The 15,551-nt window shown below is 65.6% G+C and carries 15 protein-coding genes and 1 tRNA gene; 5 read left to right on the forward strand and 11 right to left on the reverse strand.

The features are described from left to right. Window positions 1-12: 12 nt before the first annotated feature. The 5 genes from F7P65_RS05720 to F7P65_RS05740 form a co-directional block, all read right to left on the reverse strand. Window positions 13-897 carry a F0F1 ATP synthase subunit gamma gene (locus tag F7P65_RS05720; protein WP_150290796.1) on the reverse strand — a complete coding sequence of 295 codons (885 nt, stop codon included), beginning with the start codon at window positions 895-897 and terminating at the stop codon, window positions 13-15. Window positions 898-900: 3 nt separating this feature from the next. Next, window positions 901-1,527: a LysE family translocator gene (locus tag F7P65_RS05725; RefSeq protein WP_205451939.1), complete on the reverse strand. Its 627-nt coding sequence runs from the start codon at window positions 1,525-1,527 to the stop codon at window positions 901-903. A 17-nt stretch (window positions 1,528-1,544) separates the two neighbouring features. Beyond that, entirely contained in the window at window positions 1,545-3,074 is a 1,530-nt protein-coding gene (gene atpA, locus F7P65_RS05730) for a F0F1 ATP synthase subunit alpha (RefSeq protein WP_150290797.1), read from the reverse strand. Between the two features lie 2 nt (window positions 3,075-3,076). Then, window positions 3,077-3,631, reverse strand: coding sequence for a F0F1 ATP synthase subunit delta (locus F7P65_RS05735; protein ID WP_162854543.1), 555 nt, complete (start codon window positions 3,629-3,631; stop codon window positions 3,077-3,079). Between the two features lie 196 nt (window positions 3,632-3,827). After that, complete coding sequence (locus F7P65_RS05740) at window positions 3,828-5,375, reverse strand: S1C family serine protease (RefSeq protein WP_150290799.1); 1,548 nt, start codon at window positions 5,373-5,375, stop codon at window positions 3,828-3,830. 116 nt (window positions 5,376-5,491) lie between these two features. Between F7P65_RS05740 and ada the strand changes: the two genes are divergently transcribed. Next, on the forward strand, window positions 5,492-6,553 hold the full coding sequence (ada, locus tag F7P65_RS05745; protein ID WP_150290800.1) for a bifunctional DNA-binding transcriptional regulator/O6-methylguanine-DNA methyltransferase Ada: 1,062 nt from the start codon (window positions 5,492-5,494) through the stop codon (window positions 6,551-6,553). Here ada and F7P65_RS05750 read toward each other — a convergent pair. Genes F7P65_RS05750 through F7P65_RS05760 form a run of 3 tightly spaced genes read right to left on the reverse strand, consistent with a single transcriptional unit; the run spans window position 6,550 to window position 9,582 of the window. Beyond that, the gene (locus F7P65_RS05750; protein ID WP_150290801.1) at window positions 6,550-6,699 is read right to left on the reverse strand and encodes a DUF1289 domain-containing protein; all 150 of its coding nucleotides are present in this window, start codon (window positions 6,697-6,699) and stop codon (window positions 6,550-6,552) included. The genes ada and F7P65_RS05750 overlap by 4 nt on opposite strands. Then, window positions 6,699-8,870 (reverse strand): primosomal protein N', encoded by a 2,172-nt coding sequence (locus tag F7P65_RS05755; RefSeq protein ID WP_150290802.1) that lies wholly within the window; start codon window positions 8,868-8,870, stop codon window positions 6,699-6,701. Before F7P65_RS05755 ends, F7P65_RS05750 begins: the two co-directional genes overlap by 1 nt. Window positions 8,871-8,916: 46 nt before the next feature. After that, the gene (locus F7P65_RS05760) at window positions 8,917-9,582 is read right to left on the reverse strand and encodes a DUF2490 domain-containing protein (RefSeq protein ID WP_150290803.1); all 666 of its coding nucleotides are present in this window, start codon (window positions 9,580-9,582) and stop codon (window positions 8,917-8,919) included. 142 nt (window positions 9,583-9,724) lie between these two features. Here F7P65_RS05760 and fsa point away from each other — a divergent pair, with 142 nt between their 5' ends. The 3 genes from fsa to F7P65_RS05775 all read left to right on the forward strand — a co-directional run bounded on the left by fsa (window position 9,725) and on the right by F7P65_RS05775 (window position 12,957). Next, window positions 9,725-10,378 (forward strand): fructose-6-phosphate aldolase, encoded by a 654-nt coding sequence (fsa, locus tag F7P65_RS05765; RefSeq protein ID WP_150290804.1) that lies wholly within the window; start codon window positions 9,725-9,727, stop codon window positions 10,376-10,378. Window positions 10,379-10,478: 100 nt separating this feature from the next. Next, on the forward strand, window positions 10,479-10,805 hold the full coding sequence (locus F7P65_RS05770; RefSeq protein ID WP_150290805.1) for an antibiotic biosynthesis monooxygenase family protein: 327 nt from the start codon (window positions 10,479-10,481) through the stop codon (window positions 10,803-10,805). Between the two features lie 199 nt (window positions 10,806-11,004). Then, window positions 11,005-12,957, forward strand: a complete 1,953-nt coding sequence (locus F7P65_RS05775; RefSeq protein WP_338053889.1) for an acyltransferase family protein — start codon at window positions 11,005-11,007, stop codon at window positions 12,955-12,957. Between the two features lie 11 nt (window positions 12,958-12,968). Here the strand turns inward: F7P65_RS05775 and F7P65_RS05780 are convergent. Continuing rightward, window positions 12,969-13,045, reverse strand: a tRNA-Arg gene (locus F7P65_RS05780). A gap of 85 nt (window positions 13,046-13,130) precedes the next feature. Here F7P65_RS05780 and F7P65_RS05785 point away from each other — a divergent pair. Next, entirely contained in the window at window positions 13,131-13,850 is a 720-nt protein-coding gene (locus F7P65_RS05785) for a queuosine precursor transporter (RefSeq protein ID WP_150290807.1), read from the forward strand. On the opposite strand, the gene truA is transcribed toward F7P65_RS05785, so the two are convergent. Further along, complete coding sequence (truA, locus tag F7P65_RS05790; RefSeq protein ID WP_150290808.1) at window positions 13,851-14,597, reverse strand: tRNA pseudouridine(38-40) synthase TruA; 747 nt, start codon at window positions 14,595-14,597, stop codon at window positions 13,851-13,853. A gap of 4 nt (window positions 14,598-14,601) precedes the next feature. Beyond that, window positions 14,602-15,522 carry a methionyl-tRNA formyltransferase gene (gene fmt, locus F7P65_RS05795; protein ID WP_150290809.1) on the reverse strand — a complete coding sequence of 307 codons (921 nt, stop codon included), beginning with the start codon at window positions 15,520-15,522 and terminating at the stop codon, window positions 14,602-14,604. Window positions 15,523-15,551 lie beyond the last annotated feature (29 nt).

Below are 15,551 nucleotides of genomic sequence, written 5' to 3' on the forward strand. Positions count from 1 at the left end.
CCTTGCCTGCACTTAAAGGGCTTCGGCGCCCGAGATGATTTCGACGAGTTCGGTGGTGATCGCGGCCTGACGGCTGCGGTTATACTGAATGGTCAGCTTGTTGATGAGGTCGCCGGCATTGCGGGTCGCATTGTCCATGGCGGTCATCGACGCGCCCTGTTCGGACGCATTGTTTTCCAGCAGCGCCTTGAAGATCTGCACCGTCACATTGCGCGGCAGCAGATCGTCGAGGATCGCTTCCTCGCTCGGTTCATATTCCACCGTCGCGCCGATGGCGTTGCGGTCGGCGTCGGCGGGGATCTTGACCGGGATGATCTGCTGCTCGGTCGGAATCTGGGCGAGAGCCGACTTGAAGCGCGAGAAGAAAAGATGCGCGACGTCGAACTTGCCGTTCAGATACATCTGCGTCAGCTCATGCGCGATTTCTTCGGCCTGGGCGTAACCCGGCTCCTTGGCGGCGGTGGTGTCGAACTGGGCGACGATCATGCCGGGGAAGGTCCGGTTGATGACCGGGCGGCCCTTGCGGCCGATCAGGTAGAACCGGACGGTCTTGCCCTGCTGGATCAGCTCATCCGCCTTGGCGCGGGCGGCCTTGACGATGTTCGCGTTGAACGCACCGGCGAGGCCACGGTCCGAGTTGGCGACGACCAGCAGATGCACCTCATCCTTGCCGGTGCCGGCGAGCAGCGGGGAAGCGCCTTCGCCCGAACCGCCCGCGATCTTCGAAGCCAGCGAGGCCACGACCGCTTCCAGGCGGCTGGAATAGGGGCGGGCAGCTTCGGCAGCGGCCTGCGCCTTGCGCAGCTTGGCCGCGGCGACCATCTGCTTCGCCTTGGTGATCTTCTGGGTCGACTTGACCGACCCGATGCGCAGCTTCAGTTCCTTGAGGCTAGCCATAGTTCAAACATTCCGAGCAAGGGCCAGACGGCCCGCGAGACCAAAGAAACCGACGCCCATGGCGCCTTCGAACCAGCGCATCGCGCTGCTCTGACCCACTTTGCGGCCTGCCTTGGTGGCAAGCACGGCCAGCAGGGCGCACCAGAAGAAGCCCAGCACATAGACGATTGCGATCAGCATCATGCCCTGCCACGGGGCGTCCGGGCCGGTGCCGACGAATTGCGGCAGCGCGGCGAGGAAGAAGATCGCGACCTTCGGGTTCAGCACAGTGCTGATGAACCCCTGGGTGAAGGGCGATCCACCGATCCGCAGCTTGGGCGCTTCCGAAGCGGGCGAGGGCTTGATCGCGCCCCGCAGCATCGAAAGACCCAGCCAGGCGAGGTAGATGGCCCCTGCAATCTTCACCGCCACGAACAACCCCGGCACCGCGTTCAGCACGCTGAGGAAGCCGAAGCCGCACAACGCCATGTAGAACAGCCCGCCGATCAGGATGCCGCCGATCGCCGCCATTCCCGCCTTCAGCCCAAGCCGTGCCGAGTGACCGGCCACCAGCATGGTGTCCGGTCCCGGCAGCAGCACCAGACCGATCGCCATGACGGTCCAGGCCAGGAGGGAATGAGCGGTCAGCACTTCGTTAAGCGCCCGTCTTACGCAAAGGTCTTGCCGAAGCTGTCCAGCGCAGCCTTCAGCTTGCCCTTGGCATCGTCGCCCAGATCCTTGCTGTCGCGGATCGCGGCCAGCACTTCGGGGTAATCGTGACGCAGATAGGCGAGCATCAGCTCTTCGTAACGGGTCACGTCCTTGACGGCGACGCTATCGAGATAGCCGTTGGTGCCGGCGAAGATCGACGCGGTCTGCTCTTCGAACGGCAGCGGCGAGAACTGGCCCTGCTTCAGCAGCTCGGTCAGGCGCGCGCCACGGTTCAGCAGCTTCTGGGTCGACGCGTCGAGGTCCGAACCGAACTGGGCGAAGGCCGCCATTTCGCGATACTGGGCCAGCTCCAGCTTGATCGAGCCGGACACCTTCTTCATCGCCTTGGTCTGCGCGGCGGAGCCGACGCGCGACACCGACAGGCCGACGTTAATGGCCGGACGGATGCCCTGGTAGAAGAGGTTGGTTTCGAGGAAGATCTGGCCGTCGGTGATCGAGATCACGTTGGTCGGGATGTAGGCCGACACGTCGCCCGCCTGCGTCTCGATGATCGGCAGCGCGGTCAGCGAGCCATTGCCGTTGGCGTCGTTCATCTTCGCAGCGCGCTCCAGCAGGCGGCTGTGGAGATAGAAAACGTCGCCCGGATAGGCTTCGCGGCCCGGAGGACGACGCAGCAGCAGCGACATCTGACGATAGGCGACGGCCTGCTTGGAAAGGTCGTCATAGACGATCACGGCGTGCATGCCGTTGTCGCGGAAAAATTCGCCCATGGTGACGCCGGTGTAGGGCGCCAGATACTGGAGCGGAGCGGGTTCCGAAGCGGTCGCGGCGACGACGATGGAATATTCCATAGCGCCGTTTTCTTCGAGCTGCTTGACGATCTGCGCGACGGTCGAGCGCTTCTGGCCGACGGCGACGTAGATGCAATAGAGCTTCTTGCTCTCATCATCACCGGCGTTCGCGGTCTTCTGGTTGATGAAGGTGTCGATCGCGACGGCGGTCTTGCCGGTCTGGCGGTCGCCGATGATCAGTTCGCGCTGACCGCGGCCGACGGGGACGAGGGCGTCGATCGCCTTGAGACCGGTCTGCACGGGCTCGTGCACCGACTTGCGGGGGATGATGCCCGGCGCCTTGACTTCCACGCGCTTGCGCTCGGTGTACTGGATCGGGCCCTTGCCGTCGATCGGGTTGCCGAGGCCGTCGACCACGCGGCCGAGCAGGCCCTTGCCGACGGGAACGTCGACGATGGTGCCGGTGCGCTTGACGGTGTCGCCTTCCTTGATCTCGGCGTCCGAGCCGAAGATCACGACGCCGACATTGTCGGCTTCGAGGTTCAGCGCCATGCCCTGCACGCCATTGGCGAACTCGACCATTTCGCCCGCCTGGACGTTGTCGAGGCCATGGACGCGGGCAATGCCGTCACCCACGGTCAGCACGGAACCGACTTCGCTCACCTGCGCTTCGGTGCCGAAATTGGCGATCTGGTCCTTGATGACCTTCGAAATTTCTGCGGCGTTGATATCCATGTTCAGCCTTTCATCGCCTGGGCGAGACTATTCAAACGGGTGCGGATGGAGGAATCGATCATCTGGCTGCCGATCTTGACGACCAGCCCGCCCAGGATCGCGGGATCGACCTTGGCATCGACTGCGACTTCGCGGCCGACGCGGGCCTTGAGGCTCTTTTGCAGGGCGGCGACCTGATCGGCGTCGAGCGGGTGAGCGCTCGTCACTTCGGCGCGGGCCTCGCCCTTGTGATTCGACAGCAGCGTCTCATAGGCGCGGATCACCGCGGGCAATTGAGAGAGGCGGCGATTCTGGGCGAGCACGCCCAGGAAATTCGTCGTCAGCGCGTCGATTCTCATGGCGGATGCGACCGCTGCGATCGTCTTACCCGCTGCGTCGCGGCTGAGCACGGGGCTGTTGATCAGCCCCTTGAAATCAGCCGATTCGGCAATTGCCGTCTTGAGCGCCGCCAGGCTCGCTGCGACGGTGTCGAGCGTCTTGCCGTCGCGGGCCAGATCGAACAGCGCCACCGCATAGCGGCCGCTGAGGCTGGCCTGAATACCGCCGGTCGTCTCCACGCGCTTACCGTCCTCCATTCGTTCACTGGCACTTCATTTGCCGGTCATGCAAAAAGAGGGGAGCAGTAATTGCCCCGGTCCCCTGTTGGGGGGCCGGTTAGCAGCGGGATTATGACTATGCAAGCCATGGAACGCGATTCCGCCGTCAGGATGACAGCATTGCGATTTGCCTGAGTTTTTATGAGTGGCGAATCGGCTATTGCCGGGTGTCGGCCGGGGCGAGCCGTCCCTTCTGGCAATGATAGACGATCCGCTCATTGGGCTGGGCCGACAACAGGGCGCCAAGATCGGTCTGGAGCGAGGCGATCTTCGCCAGCAACGCAGGGTCGCTGCCGCAGCCCTTGATCGGGCCGTTCTTCACCAGCGCCCGCGCCCTGGCCATGGTGTCGAGATCGGGCAGCCAGCGCTGGACCCGCAGGATGCCGGTGGCCGGGTCGAAGCGGCTGACGGTCACGAAATTGCGGTCGTCGGGGATGCCCGCCCGCTGCCAGCCGGTGCCGGACGACACATATTGGGTGTGCCCATCGACGCAGCCGCCATCGGCCCAGTTGAACCCGATGTCATTGGGTTCCGACACGGTGAGGCGGCTGCGGTCGAGGTCGACCTTGCACAGATTGTCGCCCGCCCAGGCATAGGCATTGTTGGCGGTGACGCTCTTGTCCTCGGGCAGTTTGACGCGCTCGTCGATGCTGGAGAAGCTGGGCTTGAGGAAGAACAGTCCGATCGCGCCGAACAGCAGCAGGCCGCCCCCGGCCAGCCAACAGGTCGCGCGCCTTTCCTTGCCCTGGCTGTAGAACAGGCCGCCTCCGCCAAGGCCCAGCACCGCCAGCGCCAGCAGCACGGCGGCGCCTGCCATCGCATTTTCGCGGGCAGAGATCACGTCGCGCTCGGCGGTGTCGCGCGCCTTGTTCATCGCGGCTTCGCGGGCGTCGGCGCGGGCGCGTTCGGACTGTTCGCTCCGCGCCTCCTCGCGCTGGGTGAGGGCGGCTTCGGCGGCGTCGGCCTCCGCCATGGATCGGCAGGGAAGGACCGTGTGCAGCGAAGAAACGCCCGCCTGCCGCAGGAAAGAGGCGACCTCCCGCCAGGATACGGCGAATCCGAATTCGGCATCATTGCCGTCCGACACCGATCCGAAGCTGTTGACGCCCAGCACGCGCCCGCAATCGTCGACCAGCGGGCCGCCGCTATTGCCCGCCGCCAGCGGCGCGGTGTGCAGCACCGTGTCGAAATTCTGGCTGGCGCGGCCGGAGGAGACATTGCCGCTGGTCTTGACCGTGCCCAGCGGCTCGACCATCTGCTTCAGGCCCAGGCCCTGCGCGCGGTCGACCGTGCCGGGATAGCCGATGGCGGTGACATGCTGCCCGTCGCTGACCGCCCCGCCGTAGAAGGTGCTGACCGGCAGGCTCCCTTCCTCCAGCTGGATCAGCGCCAGGTCGTTGCCCGGCGAATAGGCGATGATCCGGCCGCCAAAGGTCTTGCTCCCTTCCGAAGGGATGACGCCGATGACGAGATTTTTTTCCTGCCGCGTCAGTTCGACCACATGGGCGTTGGTCAGTATCTTGTCGGGCGCGACCGCAAAGCCGCTGCCATGCCCCACGAAATAGGCGTCGGAGCCGTTGGTCGCGACCAGCACGACGCGAACCACGCCGCGGGCGGCGGCGGCGATATCCTGCTGCTCCGCACGCGCGCTCAGGGGCGCGACGAGGGCGAGGATCAGGGCGAGGCGACGGAATAATGCGACCATGATTTGCGGCATTCATATGCAATGGCGGGATTGAGGCAATGCGGAAATATGCGAAACCGCCTTTTGACCGCAAGCGGCGGGAAGTCTGGCGCATTCCAACGCCCTATCCCATATGCATGACCGAGATGAGACATATCGAACCTGCGAAGCGCTCGATGCCCGACGCCGAGGCGTGCTGGGACGCTTTTCTGCGCCGGGATCGCGCCTTTGACGGGCGGTTTGTCGGCGCCGTGCTGACCACCGGCATCTATTGCAAGCCGAGTTGTGCCGCGCGCCATCCCCGGCGGGAAAATATGATATTCCTGCCCGATCCCGAAGGGGCGCGGGCGGCGGGTTTCCGCGCCTGCCTGCGCTGCCGCCCGGACGAGGTGGGGCGCGACCGGCTGGCGGTGGACGCCGCCATCGCCTTCATCGCTGCCGCCGAAACGCCGCCTTCGCTGGGGGAGGTGGCGGATCATGCCGGCTATGCGCCGCATCATTTCCATCGGCTGTTCAAACGGGAAACGGGGATGACGCCCGCCGCCTATGCCCGGTCGCTGCGCACCGAACGGTTGAAAAGCGCGCTGGAGGAGGGGAGCAGCGTCACCGCAGCCATCTATGAAGCGGGCTATAATGCGCCGAGCAGGGCCTATGCCGATGTCGGGCAGCATCTGGGCATGACGCCCAGCGCCTGGCGGGACGGGGGCCGGGGCGCGGTGATTCGCCATGCGGTGGTGGCGACCAGCCTTGGGCCCGCGCTGGTTGCGGGGACGGAGCGGGGATTGTGCCGGATCAGCTTCGACGAAGGCGAATCGGACCTGCGCCGACGCTTTCCCAAGGCGGAGATTCTGCCCGGCGATGAGGCGCTTCTCGGATTGGCGGCGCAGGTGGCACGGTTGATCGACGATCCGGCGGCAGCGCTGGAACTGCCGATGGATGTGTCGGGAACGGCCTTCCAGCAGGCGGTCTGGGCGGCGCTGCGCGCCATACCGCCGGGCGAGACGCGGACCTATGGCGAAATCGCGGCGGCGGTCGGCAAGCCGGGCGCGGTGCGGGCAGCCGGAACGGCTTGCGGCGGCAATAATCTGGCGGTGCTGATCCCCTGCCATCGCGTTCTGCGGAGCGATGGAAGTCTGGGCGGCTACGCCTATGGGGTCGAGCGGAAGAGAGCGCTGCTGGAGCGGGAAGGGCAGGGTTAGGCCTTTTTCAACCGCTCCATGATCGCTCGCCGCTGCGCCTTGCTCATCCCTCGCCAACGGGCGATCTCATCGGTCGTGCGCCCGCAGCCGGTGCAGACCCGCCGGGCCTTGTCGAGCGTGCAGATATTGACGCAGGGGCTTTCCATCACATGAAGCTGTAGGGGTCGACGTCCACCGCCACCCGCGTGCCCGATTTCCATGTCAGATTGCCCAGCCATTCGCGGATCGCGCCCTGCACGTCGACCTGCCTAGTGGCGTGGATCAGCAGGCGGTGGCGATGGCGGCCCCGCAGCACGGAAAGCGGCGCGGGCGCGGGACCGTAGACGCGCATGCCCTCGATCAGAGGAGCCGATTTGCCGATCAGGCGGGCGACTTCGGCGGCTTCGTCGGCATCCTCGCTGGAGATGATGATCGCGGCGAAGCGGCCGAAGGGCGGGGCGTTGGCGTGGCGGCGATTGGCCGTCTCCACCTCATAGAAGCGTTCCGAATCGCCCGCGATCAGCGCCTTGATGACCTCCGCCTCCGGCATGCGGGTCTGGACGAAGACGCGGCCCGGCTTTTGCCCGCGCCCGGCGCGTCCCGCCACCTGCACGATTTGCTGGAAGGTGCGCTCCGACGCGCGCAGGTCGCCGCCCTCCAGCCCCAGGTCCGCGTCGATCACGCCCACCAGCGTCAGGTTCGGGAAATGATAGCCCTTGGTGATGAGCTGCGTGCCGACGATGATGTCGATGGCGCCCGCCTCCACCGATTTCACGAACTCCGCGACCTTGGCGGGCGACCACAGCGTGTCGGAGGTGACAATGGCGGTGCGGGCATTGGGCCAGAGGGCCTTCACCTCGTCCGCGATGCGCTCGACACCGGGGCCGCAGGCAACCAGCGAATCCTCCTCCTTGCATTCCGGGCAGAAGCGCGGGGCCGGGATGACATGGCCGCAATGGTGGCAGGCGAGGCGATGGGTCAGCCGGTGCTCGACCATCCAGGCGGTGCAATTGGGGCATTGGAAACGATAGCCGCAATGACGGCAGAGCGTCAGCGGCGCATAGCCCCGGCGGTTGAGGAACAGCAGGCTCTGCTCCTCCTTCGCCATATTTTCGTCGATGGCGCGGACGAGGGGCGGGGCGATCCAGCGGCCGCGCTCGGGCGGATCGGTCAGCAGGTTGACCTCCTCGATGGCGGGCATGGCCGCGCCGCCGAAGCGGGAGGGGAGCTTGATCTCCCTGTACCGGCCCAGTTCCACCTGATGCCGCGTCTCGATGGCGGGCGTGGCCGAGGCGAGGATGACCGGGAATTTCTCGATCAGGCCGCGCATCACCGCCACGTCGCGGGCGTGGTAATGGACGCCGTCCTCCTGCTTGAAGCTGGCTTCATGCGCTTCGTCGACGATGATGAGGCCGAGATTGGGATAGGGCAGGAACAGCGCCGAGCGCGCGCCGACCACCACCGGCGCCTCGCCCGCCGCGATTGCCCGCCACGCCCGACGCCGCTCGCTCTGGCGCAGGCCGCTGTGCCAGTTGACCGGCACCGTGCCGAAGCGCTTTTCGAACCGTTCGAGAAAGGGTTCGGTCAGTGCGATTTCGGGGAGCAGCACCAGCACCTGCCGCCCCTCGCGGATGGCGGCGGCAATGGCTTCGAAATATACCTCGGTCTTGCCCGATCCGGTCACGCCATCGAGCAGGAAGGGGGCGAAGGTCCGGTCCTTCACGGCCGCGATGAACTGATCGGCGGCGGCGCCCTGCTTGTCGGACAAAAGCGGCGGAGCATGGTCGGGATCGGGCCTGGGGAAGGGCGTATCGACGCTGACTTCCACCGCTTCGAAGGCGCCCGCCTTGATAAGGCCGCGAATCACCGCATCGCTGACGCCGCCGATCATCGCCAGTTCGCGGATCAGCCCCTGCCGCTCCCCGATGCGCTCCATCGCCTGGGTCCGCTGCTCGGTCATGCGGTCCGGCAACTCGCCGGTGGCGCGATATTCGATGACGGTGCGGGCCCCCTCCAGCGCCGCCATCGATGCCAGCGTCATGCGCAGCACGGCGGCGATGGGCGCGAGATAATAGTCCGCCGTCCACTCGATCAGGCGGCGCACCGTTTCGGGCACCGGCGGTGCATCGACCAGCGCCACGATATTGCGCAGGCGGTTGTCGCCCACCGTCTCGATATCGGGGAAGCTGTCCTCCTCCCACACCACGCCGACGATCTGGCGCGGTCCCAGCGGCGCGACGACGATGCTGCCGGGCCTGGCGTTCATCCCATGCGGCACGCGATAGTCGAGCGGCCCCAGGGCAGCGTTCAGCAGGATGACACGGGCGCGCGAACTCATCGCCCCTTCCCTAATGGCAGGGACGGGGGAGGCAAGGGAGGAAGCGTCAGATTTTCCAGCTCAATGTCAGCCAGGGGATATGCGCCACCGCATCGGGCTTGCCGTCGCGGAAAGTCTGCTGCCGCATATAGAGCAATTGGGCGTCCAGCGCCTTGCCGATCGGATGGCGCAGGCCGATCTGATGGCGCATCACGGCCAGGCCGGTCTTGTCGCTGGGCTTGGCGCGATTGAGCTGGACCATCAACTCGGCGGCTGCGACCAGCGTCCATTGCTTGCCGACGTCGAGCGGAATCGACGCCTGCACCCGCTGGCGCAGGCGCCAACCCGCCTTGTCGGCGGTGTCGAAGAAGCGCTGCTCGATCCGGGTGCGGGACAGCCACATGCCCTTCGCCATCGACAGCTGCTGGAACAGGCGCATTTCCTGTTCGGGACCGGAGTGGAAATAGGCAAAGCCCGCGCCGATCTGCACGCCCGTCGCGATGCGATGATCGAGCGAGACGCGCGCGACCTGCTGATCGCCATTGGAACGGTCCCGCCGGAAGCGCTGGCTGGCGTCGATCAGGACGGTGTCGGCATCGCTTGCCTTGACGATAAGCGATTCGGTCATCCACCCCTGGGTTTCGCTGGTCGCGGCGGCGGCGGGCATGGCGGCGCTCATTGCGATGAGCAGGGACGCGTCCCATATAGAGCGGGAACGCTGAAGGCGGAGCATCGATCGGTCCTTTGGAAAGGTGTCACCGTCATAATGTTGCGCGGGCGCGGCGGTAAAGCCTCGGCGAACGGCAATAATGGCTAAATCCGCCATCAGCCGCTAAAGGGAGCGCGATTCGCCACTCTCCCTTCGGAGCCACGCCATGAAATTCTTCGTCGATACCGCCGACACCAACGAAATCCGCGACCTTGCCGCCACGGGCCTGCTGGACGGCGTTACCACTAACCCCTCGCTGATCCACAAGTCGGGCCGTAAATTCCTGGAAGTGGTCGAGGAAATTTGCGGGCTGGTCGAAGGGCCGGTGTCGGCCGAAGTCGTCGCGCTCGACCATGAGACGATGATGAAGGAAGCCGCCGTGCTGCGGAAGATCGCCGACAATGTCTGCATCAAGGTGCCGTTGACCATCGACGGCCTCAAGACCTGCAAGGCGCTGACCGGCGATGGCGTCATGGTGAACGTCACCCTCTGCTTCTCGGCCAATCAGGCGCTGCTGGCGGCCAAGGCGGGCGCGACCTTCATCTCGCCCTTCGTCGGCCGGCATGACGATAATGGCTTCGACGGCATGAAGCTGATCGAGGATATCCGCCTGATCTACGACAATTACGCGTTCGACACCGAAATCCTGGTGGCCTCGGTCCGTCACCCCATCCATGTGCTGGAAGCGGCGAAGATCGGCGCCGACGTGATGACCGCGCCGCCCTCGGTCATAAAGGCGCTGTTCAACCATGTGCTGACCGACAAGGGCATTGCCGGCTTCTTGGCCGACTGGGAAAAGACCGGCCAGTCGGTTCTCTGATTTTCGCTTCCCAAAAAGGGCGCGCGGGGAACCGGGCGCCCTTTTTTCTGTCGCAACCTTCCCCGCATCGCATCATTCTCTCCCGCAAAGGAGAGAGCCGATGTTCGTCGCGGTTTATTGGTGGCGCGTCCACCCCGGCAAGGAAGAGCAGTTCCGCAAGGCCTGGCGCCGGGGAACCGACCTGATCCGCGAAAAATACGGCAGTTACGGTTCGCGCCTGCACCGCGATGCGGACGGGCGCTTCGTCGGTTACGCCGAATGGCCGGACGAGGCGACCTGGCGCGCGGCCTTCGACCGGAAGATGGTCTATGACGAGCCGGAGACGCGCGCGGCCTTCGTCGATGCCATTGCCGAAGTGCCGGCCGACGCCGATCCCATCTTCACCATGACCGTGACCGACGATCTGCTGCTGCGCGCGCGCGGTTGACCGATCGCCCTACCACTTTTGCCCTGCGCGCCTCTCCCGATGCCCTGATGCGCTGGCTGGTACAGCCTCTATCACTGCCCAATCCCTTTGAAAAAAGGAGGGAAAGAGCATCGCCACCCGTGCATCCCCTGCCATCCTGCCGGTATCGCCGGAGGACTGGGCGCAGCCGCATATCGCCTATCGCCGCGACGTTGACGGGCTGCGCGCGCTCGCCGTGCTGCCGGTGCTGTTCTTCCATCTCGATCTCTGGCCCTTCTATGGCGGCTTTGTCGGGGTCGACATCTTCTTCGTCATTTCGGGCTATCTGATCGCGTCGATCATCGCGCGCGAACTGGAGCAGGGCCGGTTCACCCTGACCGGCTTTTACGCCCGCCGCATCCGCCGGATCTTCCCGGCGCTGTTCGCGATGATCGCCGTGACCATCGCGGCAGGCAGCCTGATCCTGCTGCCGCTCGACTATCGCGCCCTGGGGACGAGCGCGGTGGCGACGGTGCTGTTTTCCAGCAACTTCTATTTCGCGCGGCATAGCGGTTATTTCGGCACCGCCGCGGAGGAGGCGCCGCTGCTCCATGGCTGGTCGCTCGCGGTGGAGGAACAATTCTACATTGTCTTTCCGCTGCTGATGCTCCTCATCTTCCGGGCGGGCGGGCGCTTCCGTCCGATGCTGGGGATGGTGGCGCTGCTATCCTTCCTCGCCGCGCTGCTGCTGGTCGATCGGTCGCCGGTCACGGCCTTCTATTTGCCCTTTCCGCGGGCGTGGGAGTTTCTGGGCGGGGCGTTGCTGGCGACGGGTCGGATTCCCGCCATCCGCAGCCCCTTCGCGGCGCAGTTGTGCGGGTTCGCCGGCCTGGCGCTGATCGGATGGGCCATCCTCGACTTTTCGAACGCGACCGTCTTTCCGGGCGTCAATGCCCTGTTTCCGGTGCTGGGCGCCATGCTGATCCTGCATGCGGGGCTGACCGGATCGCTGGTCAACCGACTGCTCGGCCAAGCCGTGCCGGTGGCGATCGGCCGCATCTCCTATTCGCTCTATCTTTGGCACTGGCCGATCATCGTCTTCTGGACCTATCGCACCGATGGCGACTGGCGCTTGCGGGAGCAACTGTTGGTCATGCTGCTGTCGCTGCTGGTCGCCTGGATCAGCTGGCGGTTCGTCGAAGAGCCGTTCCGCCGGTCGCGCAGCTTCACCACGGGCCGCGCCTTCGCCTTTGCCGGGGCGCTGGTCATGACCGGGGGCGGGGCCGGGGCGCTGCTTTATTTCTCCGACGGTTTGCCATCACGGGTCGCGCCATCGGTCGCGGCGCTCGATGCCGCGAGTCGGAGCATGGCCTATTTGCCCGCGCACTGTTCCGGCATGGCGCCGGCGCGGCATCACAGGCTTTGCCCGGTGGGCGCGCGCAACGGCACGGCGCCCAGCTTCCTCCTCTGGGGCGATTCCCATGCCCATGCGCTGAAACCCGCGTTCGACCGGGCCGGAAATGCACTGGGCCTGTCGGGGCGGATCGCGTCCTACCCCGCCTGTCCGACGCTGATGGGCCTCGACCGGCTGGACCAGCCGCCGGCCCATGATTGCAGCGAGTTCAACCGGCTGGTGCTGGAAACGCTGCGCACCACCCCGTCCATCCATACGGTTTTCCTGGTGTCGCGCTGGGGGCTTTGCGCCAACGGCAAGCGGCCGGAGGGGGGTACGCCCTGCTATCTCGGCCGGGACGAGGATGACGACCGCAGCCTCGGCCGCGACGCGCAGCTCTTCCGCGCGGGCCTTCAGGAAACGGTGCGGACGCTGGCGGCCATGGGCAAGCAGGTGATCCTGGTCGCGCCCATCCCTGAATTCCGCCGCAATGTGCCCGAAACGCTGGCGCGGGCGGAGCTCTACAGCGAACCTGCGCCGCTCAATCTGTCGCGGGCGGACTATCTGCGGCGGCAGCGTGGCGTGTTCAACGCCTTCGACCAGATGCAGCGCCATTTTCCGGTGAAGATTCTCTATCCCCACCGCCTGCTCTGCCGCACCGGCCATTGCGCGATGACGGCGCATGGCGTGCCGCTTTATTCCGACGACGATCATCTGTCGCGACAGGGCAGCCTGATGCTGACCGGCATGGTTTATGATGCGATGAAGCCCGCGATCCGGGGCGCTGACAAGAAAGGCTGACGGCGTCGGATTGGCGACCCCGGCAGGATTCGAACCTGCGACCATTCGCTTAGAAGGCGAATGCTCTATCCAACTGAGCTACGGGGCCGTCACCGGCTCGATAGCCGGGCTTGGCCGGTCGCGCAATCATGCGCGGCATTGCTTTTGCCGGAATGCCATTTATGCACAGCGGCATGAGCGAAGAGGGGATCAGAAAAATCGACGCCTATGCGCTGGGCGCACGCCCCTTGCGCTACTTCGATTTTTGCATGGCGGCCTTTGTCGCCATATTGCTGTTGTCCAACCTGATTGGCGCGGCGAAGCTGTCGACCGTGGGTGGCTTCACCTTCGGCGCGGGCATTCTGTTCTTCCCCTTGGGCTATGTGCTGGGCGACGTGCTGACCGAAGTCTATGGCTATGCGCGTGCGCGGCGCTGCGTCTGGGCAGGCTTCGGCGCGATGCTGTTCATGGCGTTGATGAGCTGGGTGGTGGTGCAATTGCCGCCGGCGGAAGGCTGGCCCGACCAGAAGGCGTATGAAGCCGTGTTCGGCAGCACCTGGCGCATCGTCTTCGCATCGGTCACGGCCTTTTGGGCTGGGGAGTTCGCCAACAGCTTCGTGCTCGCCAAGATGAAGCTGCTGACGCAGGGCAAGCACCTGTGGACCCGCACCATCGGTTCGACCATCGTGGGACAGGGGGTGGACAGCCTCTTCTTCTATCCGCTCGCCTTCTACGGCATCTGGACCCAGGAACAGGTGCTGACCGTGATGATCACCAACTGGGCGATGAAGGTCGGCTGGGAAGTGGTGCTCACGCCTGTGACCTATATGGTGGTCAACGGCCTGAAGCGGGCCGAGGGGCTGGATGTGTATGACGAGGGCACGAATTTCACGCCCTTCCGCGCCAGCCTCTGATCACCCGCCCGGATAGCGGGCGCTGACGAAATATAGTCCGTCCGGCGGCGCATTGAGGCCCAAGGCGGCGCGATCCTGCGCATCGCGGGCCGTTTCCAGATCGCCGATGGACCAGCGGCCCATGCCTACCATGGCCAGACAGCCGACCATCGATCGCACCTGATGATGGAGGAAGGATCGTGCCTCCGCGTAGATCGCGATGCGGTCGCCGACACGCTCCACGTCCAGCCGGTCCAGCGTCTTGACCGGACTTTCCGCCTGGCAATGGGCCGAGCGGAAGGTGGTGAAGTCATGCCGCCCGACCAGAAGCTGCGCCGCATCGTGCATGGCGGCTTCGTCCAGCGGCTGGATCACGCGCCAGCATAGCCCGCTCTCCCAGGTCAGCGGCGCGCGCCGGTTGGCGATGCGATAGACATAGGAGCGGCCAAGGCAGGAAAAGCGCGCATGCCAATCGTCGGGTACGACCTCGCAGGCCAGAATCGCAACCGGATCGGGCCGGAGAAGCGCGTTCAGCGCCTCCATCAGGCGGAACGGCGTCATCTCCTTTTCAATGTCCGCATGGGCACGCATGGCCAAGCCATGGACGCCCGCATCGGTGCGCCCCGCCGCGTGGATCACGGCCTGTTCGCCGGTGACGGCGCGGATCGCGTCCTCTATCGCCTGCTGGACGCTGGGGCCATGGGCCTGCCGTTGCCAGCCCATGAAGGGGCGGCCGTCAAATTCGACGGTGAAGGCGAAACGGGTCATAGGGTCAGGCGTCGATCCGGCTGCCCGCAGGCATGTCATAGCCGCGCAGCAATTCGCCCGCGGACATCGCGCCCTTGCCTGCGCGCTGGATCAGCGTCGGGCGGATCGCGCCATGGCCGCAGCCGATCAGCAGGCTGTTGTCGAGCAGTTCGCCCGCCCTGTTCTCCCTGCTGCCTTCATGATCCTCGACATGGGCGGTCAGGATGCGGAACCGTTCGCCGCGATATTCGAAAAAGGCGCCGGGGAAAGGATTGAAGGCGCGCACCTGCCGCTCGACCTGATGCGCGTCGCGGCTGAAGTCGATGCGCGATTCGGCCTTTTCGATCTTGGACGCATAGGTGACGCCGTCCTCCGGTTGGGGCACCGGGGGATGCAGGTCGATGTCGTCCAGCACCTCGACCATCAGTTCCGCGCCCGCTTCGGCCAGTTCCTGCGTCAACGCGCCGGCGGTCTTGTCCTCGACCGGGGTGACATGCTTGGCGCGCATCGGCCCGGTGTCGAGTCCCGCTTCCATGTCCATGATCGTGACGCCGATGACATTGTCGCCCGCCAATATGGCGCGTTGGATCGGCGCCGCGCCCCGCCAGCGGGGCAGCAGGGAGGCATGGATGTTCATGCAGCCCAGGCGCGGCGCATCGAGAATCGGGCGCGGCAGGATCAAGCCATAGGCGGCGACCACTGCGACATCGGCGTTCAGCGCGGCGAAGGCGGCCTGCACTTCCGCATCCTTAAGGGACACCGGCGTGCGGACTTCGATCCCCATTTCCTCGGCCTTGGCATGGACAGGGGAGGGGCGCAGCGCCTTGCCGCGCCCCGCCGGACGGGGCGGCTGGCTGTAGACGGCGACGATCTCATGCCCGGCCTTGGCCAGTGCGGCCAGAGCCGGAACGGCGAAATCGGGGGTTCCCATATAGACGATACGCATGGCGGCACCTCAAACCCCTTGTGCCCACG

The organism is Sphingobium estronivorans (genome assembly GCF_008692605.1).
GTDB classification, from domain to species: Bacteria; Pseudomonadota; Alphaproteobacteria; order Sphingomonadales; family Sphingomonadaceae; genus Sphingobium; species Sphingobium estronivorans.